Annotated in this window: 8 protein-coding genes and 1 tRNA gene; 8 read left to right on the top strand and 1 reads right to left on the bottom strand. The window is 45.2% G+C overall.

The genetic code is table 11. The features are described 5' to 3' along the window. Nucleotides 1-145: 145 nt before the first annotated feature. Nucleotides 146-3,430: a SusC/RagA family TonB-linked outer membrane protein gene (locus AAG747_RS19460; RefSeq protein ID WP_346822886.1), complete on the top strand. Its 3,285-nt coding sequence runs from the start codon at nt 146-148 to the stop codon at nt 3,428-3,430. A 28-nt stretch (nt 3,431-3,458) separates the two neighbouring features. Continuing rightward, entirely contained in the window at nt 3,459-4,943 is a 1,485-nt protein-coding gene (locus AAG747_RS19455; RefSeq protein ID WP_346822885.1) for a RagB/SusD family nutrient uptake outer membrane protein, read from the top strand. Nucleotides 4,944-5,038: 95 nt separating this feature from the next. Here AAG747_RS19455 and AAG747_RS19450 read toward each other — a convergent pair whose 3' ends face one another. Continuing rightward, nucleotides 5,039-5,965 (bottom strand): CPBP family intramembrane glutamic endopeptidase, encoded by a 927-nt coding sequence (locus tag AAG747_RS19450; protein ID WP_346822884.1) that lies wholly within the window; start codon nt 5,963-5,965, stop codon nt 5,039-5,041. Nucleotides 5,966-6,365: 400 nt separating this feature from the next. Here AAG747_RS19450 and AAG747_RS19445 point away from each other — a divergent pair. From AAG747_RS19445 to AAG747_RS19420, 6 genes are all read left to right on the top strand, one after another. Beyond that, nucleotides 6,366-6,440: transfer RNA gene (locus AAG747_RS19445), tRNA-Val, on the top strand. A gap of 106 nt (nt 6,441-6,546) precedes the next feature. Continuing rightward, a complete protein-coding gene (locus tag AAG747_RS19440) occupies nt 6,547-7,443 on the top strand; it encodes a hypothetical protein (protein WP_346822883.1) in 897 nt (298 codons plus the stop codon). Nucleotides 7,444-7,526: 83 nt separating this feature from the next. Beyond that, on the top strand, nt 7,527-7,871 hold the full coding sequence (locus tag AAG747_RS19435; protein WP_346822882.1) for a helix-turn-helix domain-containing protein: 345 nt from the start codon (nt 7,527-7,529) through the stop codon (nt 7,869-7,871). A gap of 62 nt (nt 7,872-7,933) precedes the next feature. Further along, nucleotides 7,934-9,496: a hypothetical protein gene (locus AAG747_RS19430; RefSeq protein WP_346822881.1), complete on the top strand. Its 1,563-nt coding sequence runs from the start codon at nt 7,934-7,936 to the stop codon at nt 9,494-9,496. Between the two features lie 210 nt (nt 9,497-9,706). Beyond that, nucleotides 9,707-10,573 (top strand): BT4734/BF3469 family protein, encoded by an 867-nt coding sequence (locus AAG747_RS19425; RefSeq protein ID WP_346822880.1) that lies wholly within the window; start codon nt 9,707-9,709, stop codon nt 10,571-10,573. A 671-nt stretch (nt 10,574-11,244) separates the two neighbouring features. Next, entirely contained in the window at nt 11,245-15,498 is a 4,254-nt protein-coding gene (locus tag AAG747_RS19420; RefSeq protein ID WP_346822879.1) for a DUF6531 domain-containing protein, read from the top strand. Nucleotides 15,499-15,549 lie beyond the last annotated feature (51 nt).

Raw genomic sequence — 15,549 nt, 5'->3', positions numbered from 1 at the left:
CTCAAGTAAAGTTCAGTCATAAAAAAACCGGTGCGTCACCACCGGTTTCAACATCTTTCTCCCTCTAAGCTGTGAAATAGCGCGCAACAGACTTAGGGGTTAGGATTCTATTGTTTTAAAGTTAACCTTTAAAGATCGTTAAAATATGAAAATGTTTTTACTCAGGCAAATTATTGCTATGACGAAACTTATGTTCTATGGCATTTTCGTCCAGGCCCTATGTTGCAGTCTGTTAGTTGCCAAGCCTGGCAATGCCCAAAAAGTCAGCCTTGAAGATGTTTACCTATCGATTAATGAACACAATGCCAAAGTGGAGCGTTTATTTGCGCTTATAGAAACTCAAACCGATTTTGATTTTGCCTATAATAAAAGTTTACTAAGAAAAGAAGAAAAACTGTCTGTTCACCTGAGCAACAAATCCCTGGCGGAAGTTCTCCGCTATATTTCCTATCGCACTCAGTTGGGCTTTAAGCGAGTTGATGAAACCATTCATGTTACCCGTAAACCCTCCCAACGTGCTGAGAACAGTGCGGAGGACGATTTGTTGGTAATGGATGATATCCGTGTGAAGGGAACCGTAACGGATGATCAAGGGGAGCCTTTGCCCGGTGTAAACGTATTGGTGAAAGGGACTACCCAAGGAACCATCACCGATATCAACGGTGCATACACCCTTAATGCACCAGAGCAGGGGACATTGGTCTATAGTTATATAGGTTACCAAAGCCAGGAAATAGCAGTGGATGGCCGTACACAGATCAACATCACATTGATGGTGGATTTGGAAGAATTGGAAGAGGTAGTGGTCATGGGATATTCTTCTAAAAAACAATCTCAACTGACCAGTTCGGTAGTCACCGTAAGCAGTGAAGAATTGAAAGGGGTAACCACTCCTAGCTTGCCGAATATGTTGCAAGGGAAAACAGCCGGTGTTTTTATTACCAATCCTTCCGGAGAGCCTGGCGAAACTTCAGATATTCGTGTCAGGGGTACGGGTTCCATCTCTGCAGGAGCGTCACCGCTTTATGTCGTGGATGGAGTAATCGGAGGAACCTTTGATCCCCGGGATGTAGAAAGTGTCACCGTTTTGAAAGATGCCGGAGCTACCGGATTGTATGGAGCACGTGCTGCTAATGGAGTTGTGGTCGTTACCACTAAGTCGGGGAAGGCCGGTAAAACGGTGTTATCATACAATGGTGCTGTCGGTATCAATACGGCCTCTATGGGTGAGTTCGAAGTCATGAACGGCCAGGAGTTATACGACTACCAGAAAACGTTTGTGGATGATTCCGAGCTGCCTACCGACCTGACGGATAAAAATACCGATTGGGTGGATTTGGCTTTCCGTACAGGGATCACGCATGACCACCAGGTAACCGCTTCCGGTGGAAACGAGAAAAACAAATTCTACATTAGTGGAGGATATTATCAGGAAGAAGGTACCTTGATTTCAACTGATTACGAGCGGTTTAGCAGTAGAATCAATTACACGCATCAAGCCAGTGATAAATTCTCGGTCACCGCCCGGTTAAATGGCCAATACTGGAACCGTACCTACAACCCTACCGGAGCATTGGGGCAAGCGTATTTGAACATGCCTTGGGACAGCCCTTACGATGCCGATGGAAATCCTATCCAAGTAGAAGATGAGGTGGATTGGTACGGAAGAGACCGGAGTAACTTTTTGTATCCATTGCAATATAACAACAGTACAGCCAAAGGACAATCATTTACCGGAGACCTGAAGTTGACCTATAATATCGCTTCTTGGTTATCTTTCTCCACCTCTAATCGTGCAGACCTTGATTTTTCAAGAAATGAAAGTTTTAACGATAAACGTACTAAGTCAGCGATGGCTGATGGAGGAAGACTGTATAACCAGTATTATTACAGTCAGGCTTTTTTGAGTTCGAATTTGCTGACCCTTAGCAAAAGTTCTGGAAAACATCAATTTGATGGGATTTTTGGGGTGGAGTTTCAAACGAATCATTGGGATAATGCATCGGTAACCGGTAAAGGAATTTTAGCCGGGCTGGATGCCTTGAATTCTACTGCAGAACCCAAAAATATTGGAGGAAATAAAGGGGAAAGTAATTTTAATTCTTACTTTTTTCAAGGGGATTATAATTATGATAACCGCTATTTTCTTACGGTTTCTTTCCGGAGAGATGGCTCTTCCCGCTTTGGCCCGGAGCAACGTTACGGTAACTTTTATTCGATTGGTGGTTCTTGGATCTTAAGTAACGAAGATTTTATCAGTAATATAGATTTTATCAGCAACTTAAAGTTGCGGGCTAGTTATGGTGTTTCCGGAAATGCCAATATTGGAGATTATGCCTGGAAAGGGCTTTATAAAGCAGATGTTCAGTACAATGGAGATGCTGCGGCCTATCCCCGGCAACCTGAAAACAGAGAGTTAACCTGGGAGTCTCCGGAAACTTATAATGTAGGGGTAGAGATCGGCTTCTGGGATAGAATTCGTCTGAACTTAGATTACTACAACCGTCATAATAAAGACTTGTTATTGGATGTGCCTTTGGCTCCTGCTACCGGTTATTACTGGCTTACTAAAAATGTTGGTACCGTACGGAACAGAGGGATTGATATAGAAGTGGAAACTCAGAATTTGAAAGGGGGAAGTTTCACCTGGACAACGAATTTCAATATTAACTTCAACCGCAATAAAGTGATGAAGTTGAATGAAGGAGAGGATGTATTGAGAGGGAAGCAACGCCTTATAGAGGGAGAAGATATGTACAGCTGGTACATTCGTAAGTGGGTTGGAGTAGACCCGGATAACGGAGATCCTTTATGGGAAAAATTAATCTACGATGAAGAGGGCAATGTGACCGGTTCGGAAACCACCAATGATTATAGCGAGGCCACTCAACAGAATGTTGGTAATGCCAGTCCTGATTTTTACGGGGGAATGATCAATACCTTTTCTTACAAAGGGTTAAGCCTTAGTGTCTTTTTCAATTTCTTATCCGGCAATAAGGTGTATCACAGTGCTAGAGAGTTGTTTGACAATGACGGAGCTTATTATACCTTCAATTCGATGAAGCTGGCAGACGGTTGGAACCGTTGGGAACAACCCGGTGATAATGCCACACATCCCAAACCTGTAATATCAGGAAATAAACAATCCAATAAGCCTTCTTCCCGCTATTTGGAGGATGGGAGTTATATCCGTTTGCGCAACGTTCGGTTGAGCTATCAGTTGCCTGAGGCGCTTATTAGTAAATTAAAACTTGGAAATGTAACCGTATATGCCAGTGGTGATAACTTGCTGACATTTACCAAGTTTTCAGGCATGGACCCGGAAGTAGGCTTGGGAGGACGTTCGGGAGGACCACAAGAGGCCGGAGTGTCTGGAACGAAATACCCGATTAGTAAAAAAGTAGTATTCGGAGTCAATGTTCAATTTTAATTTGCAACACTTAAAACGGATCAATACAATGAAGATATATAATTATAAAATACTCACGCTTATCATTGGCTTGGCCTTGAGTTTTAATGCCTGTAATCTGGAGTTAGAACCGGCCGATGCGATTAGCTTTGATAAAATGTTTTCTGATGAAGAAGGGGCCAGAGCCGCTACGTTAGGTAACTATAGTTACCTGAAGGATCCCTATTATATCAAATACTTGATGCAGATGGGGGAGTTTCCCGGGGATAACGTTTCTCTTAGCGGTACGACTACCGACCATTTGTTTTATGCTTATAATTACCAACATTTTCCAGGAATGGGTAATACCACGGGCTTCTGGAGAAAGTCCTACCAAACGATTTATGGGGCTAACCAGGTGATTGAAAATATCGAAAATGGAGTGTCGGATGAGTTAGATCAACTTAAAGGGGAGAATTACTTTATCCGGGCAATGGTACACTTTGATTTGGTACGCCTTTTTGGCCGCCCCTACGCACAAGACGGAGGGGCAAGTCTGGGAGTGATGATCAAAGATAATACGGATGTTGAGGATATCCCCGGAAGAAGTACGGTCAAAGAAGTATATGATTTTGTAGAAGGGGACTTATTGAGAGCTGTAGACCTGATGGGTTCTTCCAAAAGCAATGCTTATGCTTCCAAAGAAGTGGCTTATGCTTTATTGGCTCGTTTGTATTTATACAAAGAAGACAATGCCAAAGCCATTGAATATGCGGATAAGGTAATTAATTCCGGGCGCTATGAATTGGTAAGCACCTCAAACCTGCCAGGGTATTACCGGTTGGACCCTGAAGAAAACAGTGAGACGATCTTTGCCATCAAGCATATAGCCGTAGATGACAGAGAATGGGGAAGCATCGGTTCGATGTATTATCATGGTGACGGTGCCGGATGGGGAGAAATGTACGCTTCTCAAACAATCCGGGAGCTGCTTATTCCCGAAGATCAGCGAAATAGCTTTATCGAACCGCAATACCAATATGATGAAGATGACAATATTATAGTGGACGATGAGGGTAATCCGGTATTGTATGAGCGAGGCGGTTATCCGAAATATTACATTAATAAATTTTCTTATCAAGATGATATCGTAACATTAAGCTCTCCGGTAATACTTCGGTTGGCGGAAATGTACTTGACCCGTGCCGAAGCGAATGCCAAACTGGGGAATGATCAGGAGGCGATTGACGATGTGAATTTAATTAGAGAAAGAGCCGGATTGACCGGAGCAAATTTGTATACGGTAGGCGATTTGAAAGGACATGCATCCGTATTGGATGTAGTATTGGAAGAGCGAAGAATGGAGCTTATGTTTGAAGCACACCGTCCATTTGATGTGTATCGTAACAATCGTACCATGAACCGGGATTATCCGGGAACACACTTAAATGGTGACGGATTAAAGTCTATTTCACCGGACCATCCGCGAGTAATTTATTTCATTCCGGAAGAAGAAATAGGCTTGAATGACAAAATGAAACAAAATCCAACCTAAGTCTTAACAGTACTTGGTAGTAGTTGTTTGTAATTGTGTATATTAATAGATCGAAGGCCATCTCTCATCACTCGGGAGAATGGCCTTCGTTTGTTTTAGTCCAACGCTTGTCGTATCTCTTGAGGATCAATTTTTTGAAGGAGGGATTTCCAGGATTTCCATTGGTACTTTTTGTTGATGATGATAACATATAGTATTGCGGATATTAAAAACATCAGATACATGGTCAGCGGGGCTAACGTGTTGACGGTAAACAAAGAAGGGGTGGATAATGCACTGCCCTCATAACTCACCAATACAGCTCCGTAGATGTTGTTTGCTGCATGCATGCCTAAGGCCAATTCTAAGCGGTCATCCATGAGGGTAAGGATACCGGCAAATAATCCCACACTGATATAAAAGACCATCATAATTCCCCATCCGTATTTTTCTATTTCCGGATTGGCCCCATGTAAAAAACCGAACAAGAGGGAAGTGGCTAGCAAAGGAATCCAGCGAAACCGGGTCGCCAAACCAATGCCCTGCATCAGATAGCCTCGTATCAGAAGCTCTTCAAAGCTGGTTTGGATCGGTAGTATAAACAAAGCAATACATAGCAATATGGCAAAATTTTCCCACTGCAATTGAAAGGTGTATTGCTCGGGTTGATAAAGGTAAAAGAACAGCTCGGCTACGAAGGTTAATCCAAACCATAGGCCGAAAGAAAAGAAAAATCGCGACCCATCGAACCGTAAGGTAGGCGTGACCAAGCTTAGTATAGGACGGTGGTGAATCCACTTAACGACTAACAAGATTCCGCAGAATCCGGTAATAAAGGGGAATAACTGGATTAATAATTCACTATTGGGTGTCATATACCCGGTATTTGTAGTTCCGGAAGGGAGTAATAAATCTTCTTTGAACAAAGCTTGTATCAGTACGATTGGAAAGTTTGCAAGCACAACAAAAGCAATGACAAGGATTAATCCGAGTAAATACCTCCAAAGGCTATTTTTGCCTTGAATGGTTTGTTCAATAAACATAATTTAACTTTTTCACGATTGTAGAAAGGAGAGAAGAAACAAAGGGTGAAGTGTAGTCTTAGTTTTTTTTAGTATTCTAATTTCCAAATCGTATTTACACTCTCCATTTTAAAAATCCAAGTCTTGACTTCCCATACAAATTCCAACTTGGATGTAGAGGCGAATATACTTACCAAAAAGATTGATTACCGGAAAATTCATTGTTTGGAATATTTCACATCCACATCTTTTGAAAAAAAGAAAAGTGAATGTTTTCTGATAATAAAATATTAAAAATATTTTATTGATTCTCAAAATGTTGACTGTTGTATAGTCAGAAACTTAAAAAAAAGATTTGCACAGTTCAATTTCACTGCTATCTTTGCACTCGCAATTCAGACGGAACGGCAACACAAAACAAGGGATCTTAGCTCAGTTGGTTCAGAGCACCTGCCTTACAAGCAGGGGGTCACTGGTTCGAATCCAGTAGGTCCCACACTGATTATCAAGCAGTTATCTATTTATAGGTAACTGCTTTTTTGTTTTGGTTTAAACATAGTTTAAACAATCTCACCCATTATCTCACCTTAAATCACCATATCATGAACAAACAAACTGACAGTCCTTTGGACCAACTCTTCCATCAAGTGTATAACCAGGTAATAGACGAACTGGAAAAACAAGCTGCAGAAGTCGAACGGGAAGCTCCTCTAAACGATCGTACTTTGGAAGATCTAAGGGAGGAATTTCAAAGGGAAGTACAAAAAAGACTTATTCAGGTAAGGGATAACAAAAAAAAGAGCGAATCTAAACGTTTGACTACAATAGGTGACTGTTTACACGTTGCCTTTGATAGCAACCGCAAGAGATACAAAAGAAACATTGTCAAAAATACTCTTATTAAATTTGTCGTTCCCAAAGCAAAAGAATTGCTAGGAAAATACCAAAATGCGGAAACCCTCACAGCCACAGATCAAACTAATTTAGAAGTCCTTAAAAATTTAACAGAGGAAAAAATAGTAAAACTAATCGCTGAAATAGATGCTATTTATGATTTTCAAATGAGCTATGATCAAAGAATCAGATCTGTAATTAAAACAGCAGGAGATCTGGTGTATGAAACGAAAAACGGGCACTCCTGGAACTTCCAATTAAGGCTTTTTTCAATTTTATTGTATGGTTTAGGGGTTGATATCGCTCAAAAAGAGGATAAACTGGAAGAGGAGGAAACCTTAGACAGGCCTCATTATACGTATATCGCGAAACTGGCCTACAAGCTTTTTGGTGCCGAGCCGAGTTGTGAGCTTATTCGGGACTCTTCAATATATTCGAAGTTGAAAGGTGAGCAAAAGTGGGGAACAAAAGAGGAAGCTCTGAAGCACTTGCAATGGATTCAGGAACTTCTTCAACCCTTTGAGCCATATGGCAATTGCAAAAAAATGTTAGACTATATAGAGAAAGAGTTAAATTATTTGAATAATAACAAGCAAAACGGGTAGGTGGGGATATCCCCACCCCCTTCCTCACCCTCTCATCCCTGCTTATACTTGCTTTAAGTTTCACTACAAAACTTACTGGCAAGATGAAAAATAACAATCCTTATTCAGCTTTACATTCTTTTTTCAAGGGGCTTTTCAAAGCGGCATTTATTGAGCTGCTGCCCGACATCATTACCGCTTTGAAACAACAGGGTTTTCAAGTGGAAAGCCCAAGAGATGAATTTCTGGACGCCCCGGCTTCGGCCGATTTTATCGGGGAATCACTCTCCTCTTTTTACCATCGTACCTCCAAGCGGGAAATTCCTTTCTACAAACGGGGTAAGAAGATTTTCTGCAAACGCTCGGAACTGACCGAATGGCTGGAAGCCGGAAAGCATCCTTCGCGGTTTGAAATCCGCTCGGAACTTCAACATCGCAAACCTTCCTAAACCGCTTCTTTTAAAAGGGCACAAACAGCCTCACCTGTCTGTGCCTTCAAAAACCTATCATCATGAATCCTAAAAATAACGAACAACATATGGTAGCCGTTCCTCCCGGGCTTGATTTGAATGCCTTGCCTAGCCACCAACCCGTCCTTTTGTCGGAGGCTAAAATCGCCTGTGGTTTGTTTTACTTTGAGAAAAAAGGAAAACGCAAATGGGAGCTCAAAGGGCTTTACCGAACGGCCTTTATACAACTTTTGCTCAAATTAGGTTACGCTAAATTGTACAAAGACCCAAAGGGGTATCATTACGTCCACCGGGAAAATAACTTAATTGAGGAAGTGGAAATCAACAGGATGCTGGACAGGGTGCGGGAAATTGTCTTTGCTTACTATGCCAAGGGTTTGTGTTTTCCGTTCGAGGGACAGGAGATTACAGCCACCCGGGAACTGCTGAGAGAGACCTTTTTCAAACAAAGCAATTTGATCTTCAACGCTACCTTTTTGGAAAACCTGGAAAGCTTCAGCCTCCCTCTGTTGCGGGATACAAAGGACCGCGCTTTTCTCCCTTTTAAAAATGGATTTGTCACCGTTACGGCCGGGCAAGTCACCTTTTCGGGATATTGGGAATTAAAAGACCACTACCTTTGGAAGCTCCATGTATTGGCTAAAGAATACCGCCCGGTACAGGACTTTACCCAAGGTCATTTTTACCGTTTTATCAAGAATATTTCCAACTGGGAAAACGAGCGTTTTTGGGCCTTTGTCAGTGCCATTGGTTACCTCTTGCATAACTACCATACTCCGGCAACCAGTCAGGCCATTGTTTGTATTGACGAAGCCGTTACCGATCAAAACACCCCCCAGGGAGGCACGGGGCAAGGCCTTTTCCTGCAGGCCCTTCAACATGTCCGCAACACCCTCTGTAAAGACGGTAAAAAGTTCAATGAAAACGATCGTTTTGCGTTTCAGGGCATCCATTACCTGACGCAAATTTTTGCCTTGGATGATGTGAAAAAGCACTTTGATTTTGACCGTTTGCACTCCCTTTCAAACAATGGCTGGGCCGTAGAACAAAAGTACGAACCTGAAAAGTGGATTCCTCCGGAGTATTGCCCTAAAATGGTGATCACTTCCAATCATATTCCGAGCCTGGAAGGCACCACCCGCAAACGAAGGCTGTTTCCCCTGGAGTTTAGCGATTACTATTCGAAAATGATCAAATCCGGCATTGAACAACCGGTGGTCAAAGAACATGGGTGTACCTTCTTTTCCCATGAATGGAATGACACCGAGTGGGGGTTATTTTACAATTTTATCATCTACTGTATACAATATTACCTTCGAAATGGCTTGCAAAGCTACGAGCACAAAAACATTGCACTCAATACATTTAAACAAAAAGTGGATCCCTCTTTTTTCGAATGGGCTATGCAACAGGCTTTTCAAGCAGAAATAAAATACAAGACCCAGGAGTGGTACAAGTGTTTCGTACACCTTTGCGGTTTTACTAATAAAGACTACAGTCAACGCGCCTTTTCCAATAATGTAAAGCATTTTGCTGCTTATAAAGGATGGAAAACAGTATTCAAAGGTCCTGATTTCTATTTCATACCGAACCTTCAGGCTTAATTTTTTAGACACATACCCCCTTACAGTAGCAAATTCTTAATTTTCTAAATTGAAACCGGTTGAAACCGGCCTTAAAACGGCTTAAATAGCATTTAAGAGGTGGTTTTTGTTCATCAGTCTACTGTTTAATAATTTAATAAATCAGTGTTTCCTAATTGTTAGGGGGTGTATGTATGTTTTTTTTGACAGATCCTTTAAACTTCCCGGAATATGCTCCAAAACTGTCTGGATATTACCGTTTCTTGTTTTCAAAACTATTCCGTCTGTTACAACCCCCGGCCTGTAAACCTGTTGACCTGGTTACGTTGCGAAAAATACGCAAATAAGGTACTTGAAATTAGAGCGGTTGAAGCTCCCGAGGAACGCAGGCTATTGAAAGCACAACTCCCCCTTATCACCCCATCGGGTACCTTCCGGTATCGGTCGGAAGAAAATTTGCTTGCATACAGTGGGCTTATTCAGTTTGATATAGACAAAAAAGACAACCTGCACATAGCCAATTTTGACGAGTTAAAAACATTGCTTCAAAACCTGCAAAATGTAGCCTATTGCGGTCTTTCTGTTTCGGGAAGGGGGTATTGGGGTTTGGTTCCTGTCGCTTATCCCCACAAGCACCGGGCGCATTTTGAGGCCTTTGAAGAAGACTTTTTCCGGTTGGGGATCCGGTTAGACAGCATTCCCAAGAACATCTCCAGTGGCAGAGGCTATTCCTATGATCCCGAAGCGTATTTTAACCCCCGGGCCAGGGTGTATCAACGCCTGAAAACCCGTGTGAAGACCGCTTGGAAGCCGCCGGAAACCCGGCTGAACCAAGGGAGTTCTGACGAGGAATGTATCCGACAACTGGTTGAAAAAATATGCCTTCACCGGCGGGATATTACGGCCAGTTATGAGGCCTGGTTTCAAATAGGTTGTGCCTTGGCCAATACCTTGGGAGAAGCCGGCCGGGAATATTTTCACACCCTCAGCCAGTTCCACCCCGACTATACGGTGGCGGCCACCGACCGGCAATTCAATGCCTGCCTGCGCAACCAGTACAATTATGGCCTTGGGACTTTGTTGTACCGGGCAAAATAATCAGGCGGGTTTCCAAAAAATGAAGGGTTTTACCGCTTGTTGAGTCCCTAAATCTTCATCAATAAATGTAACCCCCCGGAGTTTTACACCCCTTAATTTAAGAGACCGGAACCCATCGGAAAAAAGGGGCGGAATTAGACGGGGTTTTAAGGGGTAATCAGCCTTACCCCCCCTTTAAATTCAAGCCAGTTTTCCACCTATCCTGACTGTTTTTAAGGAGTTGAGGGGGACCAATTGCATCCTTTTAGGCTGAGTGTTGTTAACGTTGGAAAAAATATTGGCCGGATAAAAACAAGACAAGGGGGTGAAAGGGTGTATCATCGGTGATGAAGCGTATTCTATTCATGACATGAGCTGCCACAGCGCCCTGACCGGTAATTGTTTGAAACCCACCGGATCAAGATGCTTGTAAGGGGTCGAATGCCGGTCAAAGCGAAACCAACCCTCACCTCCCCCTTAACAATCTCCCTACCCAAAGTTTCTTACTAAAAAAACACTTCAATCAGTTGTATTATTCAAAGATGTAACTATATTTGGGGAGATCGAATGCAAGTCTTTGGAATACCTTCCAAGACTTATTTATCCGAAATGTATTAAACCGAAGAAAGCTACAGGGCCATCTTTTTTTTGTCCCGGAGGGCTGTTTTGTATAATCCCTGATTTCAACCACTATGTTACTAGCCAGCAACCACTTTACCCCTATCATCGGGCTGGATATCCATTTTACGGCTACTCCGCCCAACAACCCTTTTCAACCTTTTATCGGCATCCTGATGGACCCCATGGATTACATCCCCTTTCTGGGTTCCAACGTCCAGATCAACGGTCTCAAACGGGGCAATACGGACACCATGGGCCTACTGGTTACTTTTCAGCATATCCCTTTGTTCAACCCGCCTTTTGTCATGGAGCCGGCCATCGGCCACGAAAGCCTCAACTTTTTCGGCAGCCAGACGGTCTTTGCCGAAGGCTCCCGGCTCAGCCCCAAAGGCCATATGGTGATGAGTTGCAACGACATCGGCATTCCCTTTTCGGTGACCCCCGGCAAGGACAAATTCCGGAAGCTGGTACCCACCCGGTATGCTCCCACGTCCTTCTCTTTGCCCATTCCCACCGGGCCTCCGGTCATCGTGGGCGGCCCCTATGTGCCGGACATCGAAGGCTTGATCACCGGATTGATCACCAGCTTCGGCCTGGGCGCTTTGATGAAAGGGGCCAAAAATGGAATGACCCGGCTCAACGGCCTGTTGAAAAATAAAAAAGCGCCCAAGAAACTCACCGATGCCCTCTGTTGGTTGGGTTTTGAACCGATCAACCTGATCACCGGAGCGGTGGTTTACGAAGGCAAGGACTTTGCATTGCCCGGACCGGTGCCTTTGTCCTGGGACCGGGCCTGGTATTCGGATACCGAATACGAAGGCTGGCTGGGGCACGGGGTGCATCATGCTCTGGACCGTTGCGTAGAGCTTTACCCGGAGGAGGGAAATTTAGGCTTGCGGATGGAAGACGGCCGTTTGGTGGGCTTTCCACTGTTGGACTACGGGGAGGAATTTTATTCCCGCCAGGAAAAACTCACCCTGAAGCGCCTGGGCAACGGCTGCTTCCAGTTGGTAGACCACAGTAGCTCGTTGACCTATCTCTTTGACTGCTACAACGGCTACGACCGCTACCGGCTGAGCCGGATCGAAACCCCGGCGGGCAAGGCGCTGCGTTTGCATTTGAACGGGGACCGCTTGACGGGCATCACCGACAGTGCGGGCCGGGAACTGGAAGTGGACAGCGATGCGAAAGGACGGATTACCGAAATCCGGCTGAATGAATCCACCTTGGTGGGCTACCGCTACGATGCGGAGGGGAATATGGCAGGTATTCTCGACTCCTTGGGACAGGAAACCGTCATGGAATACCAAGAGCATTTGCTGGTGAAAAAGACCGACCGGAACGGACAGGCCTTTTACTGGGAATACGATAACGAATCCCGCTGTGTACACACCTGGGGAGACGGAGGCTATCAAGAAGGTTGGTTTGAGTACCATACCGAAGAGGGCTATAACCTCATCACCGATGCCAACGGGGCCACTACTACCTATTACTATACCCCGGAAGGGTTGGTTACCCAGGTAAAAGACCCCTTGGGCAACAGCCGCTTTTTGCAGTATACGGAGTTTATGGAGCTGTACCGGGAGATTGACGAGGCGGGCAATTTGACGGGCTACACCTATGACGAGCGGGGCAACCGCACGGGCATAGTCTACCCGGACGGTACCGAAGAGGGCTTTGTCTACGATGAAGAAGACCGTTTGATCCTGGCCAGTGATGCCGAAGGCCAATGCCGTACCTACAGTTATGTGGACGGAAAGCCGCATTTGCTCGGCAGCGTGGTGGAGCCGGACAACAGCTATACGATGTTTGAATACGATGAAGAGGACTTGCTGGTAGAAGTGCGGCAGAACGGACAAAAGAGCCTCCTGGCCTATGATGAGCAACAGAACCTGGTACGCTTTACCGATGCGATGGGCCACTCGACCCGTTGGGTGTACGATGCCCAGGGCCGTGTGCGGGCGGTACAAGCCGAAGGGCAGAGCCAGCAACAGTTCAACTACGATGCCTTGGGCCGGGTCGTGGGCATCCGGGGAGCGGACCACAACCAGACCCAACTGCGGTACAACGCCTATGACGAGGTGATCGAAGCCCTGGACAAACACCATCATGTGCGCTTTGAATACACGCCTATGGGCAGCTTGAAGATGCGGGAGGAAAACGGCAAGAAGGTGTTTTTCGACTACGACAAGATGGAGCAATTGCTCAGGGTCGAGAACGAACGGCAAGAACGGTACCGCTTTACCCGGAACCTGAAGGGAGATATCATCGAGGAAGAGGGTTTTGACGGCTTGACCCGTAAGTACGACCGTGACAGTGCGGGCAAGGTGTTGAAAGTACAGCGGCCGGGCAAACGCTTTTCGGAATACGAATACGATGCCTTGGGCCGGATCAGCCGGGTGGACCATCAGGACGGCAGCTGGGAGACCTATGGCTACAACAAAAACGGGCAGCTGGTAGAGGCCCGCACGGAGAAGAACGCGATCTTGATCGAACGGGATGCCTTGGGCCGGGTGATCCGGGAGGTACAGACCTCGGGCTTGCCGGGAGAAGAGGGCTACGAAGTGCTCAGTACCTACAACCGGGACGGACAGCGCACCCGGATCACCTCCTCTTTAGGAGCCGATATTCAAAACAACTACGATGCCCTGGGCAGAAGAACCGGAACCACAGCCCGGGTCCAAACAGAGGAAGAAGGCGAGACTGAAAGCAAGACCTGGGAGGCAAAGTTACAACACAATGCCTTGGGGCAGGAAATAGAGCGGGAGCTGACCGGAGGAATCACCTCCACCTTTACCTATGACGAGGCGGGAAGACCGACCTCCCAACGGGTGAAACGGGGGTTTCACGACAACCGGCACTACCGTTACCATTGGGATGCCAACCACCGTTTGAAAGAGACACTGAATGCCTTGACCCAGGGCAAGATCCAATACGCCTACGATGCCTTTGGCAACCTGGCTTCGGCCAAGTACCAGGACGGCAGTTACGACTACAAGTTGCCCGATGAGGTGGGTAACCTCTACAAAGACCCGAAAAAGCAAGAGGTCTACGGCAAGGGTGGCAAGCTGCTCAAAGACCGGGACTGGTACTACCAATACGATGAAGAAGGCAACCTGATCCGCAAGACCAAAGAGGAAGTACCTTTGGAATCCCAAGATCCGGCTTCACAAAAAGAAGCGTCCCAACCGAAATTTAGTTTGTTTCTGGACGAAAAGGAATGGGGAGCGCCCGAAGAGATACGGAAAAAGCGCTATACCCGGGAGGAAAAAGAGGGCTATTTGCAGAACAAAGCCCGGCAAGGTTCCGGTGCACCCCGTTGGAAGCACGGGGACTGGTACTACACCTGGCAGGCCAACGGGATGTTGCAAAGCGTAAAGCGTCCGGACGGCACGGAGGTCTCTTTCGAATACGATGCCTTGGGTAGAAGAACGGCCAAACTCAACCATGCCACCGAAGAGATCACTAGGTTTGTATGGGACGGGAACGTACCTTTGCACGAGTGGCGTTATGCCTTAAAAGACCGGCCACAGACGGTGGCCGATGAGTTGGGAATGCTCAGTTTGGACAAAGCCGAACCGGTAGAAAACCTGATCACTTGGGTCTTTGACGAAGGGAGTTTTGTGCCCTCCACCAAAATCACCCAAGAGGATGTGTACAGCATTGTCACCGATTACATCGGCAAACCCATTGCCGCCTACAACGGAGTGGGGAACCTTGTTTGGGAGGTGGAATACGATATTTACGGCAATATCCGCAGCCAAACCAAAGGAGCAGCGCATTTTATTCCCTTCCGTTACCAAGGACAATACGAAGATACAGAGCTGGATGGCTTAATGTACAACCGCTTCCGATATTACGATGGAAATAGTGGGATGTATATTTCCCAAGATCCGATTGGCTTGGCAGGGAACAATCCGAATATTTATGCTTATGTCAGCGATAGCAATGTTTGGGTGGATGTTTTTGGATTAAATAAAACTTCTTGGTTTTTATATGGCTCTAATGGAGAGCTTTTAGAAAAAGGCAATATGAAACCTGACCCTAAAGCAAAAACCATTGCTGGTAGAACAGGAGATTCCGAACAGAAAATTTTGAGACATATAAATTCAACTCAGGGTAGCAAATTAGAAGGTTCAAAATTGGTAATTAACTCTGAGCCTACTTTTATAAGAGCAAAAGGAAAAACAATTCCCATTCAAGGGATAGCCCCTTGTGATTTCTGTGATATAAGAATGGATGAATTTGCAATTAAAAATAAAATGGAAATTGAATATAACTATAGAGGAAAAACAGTTAAGTATCCTAAAATAGGTTGTTCTTAATTATTGATCAAAAAATACGTGTTAGCACCTATAGTCCACGGTATGTAATGA

Source organism: Rapidithrix thailandica (genome assembly GCF_039710355.1).
GTDB lineage: Bacteria > Bacteroidota > Bacteroidia > Cytophagales > Flammeovirgaceae > Rapidithrix > Rapidithrix thailandica.
This window is presented reverse-complemented; position numbering and strand designations above follow the sequence as displayed.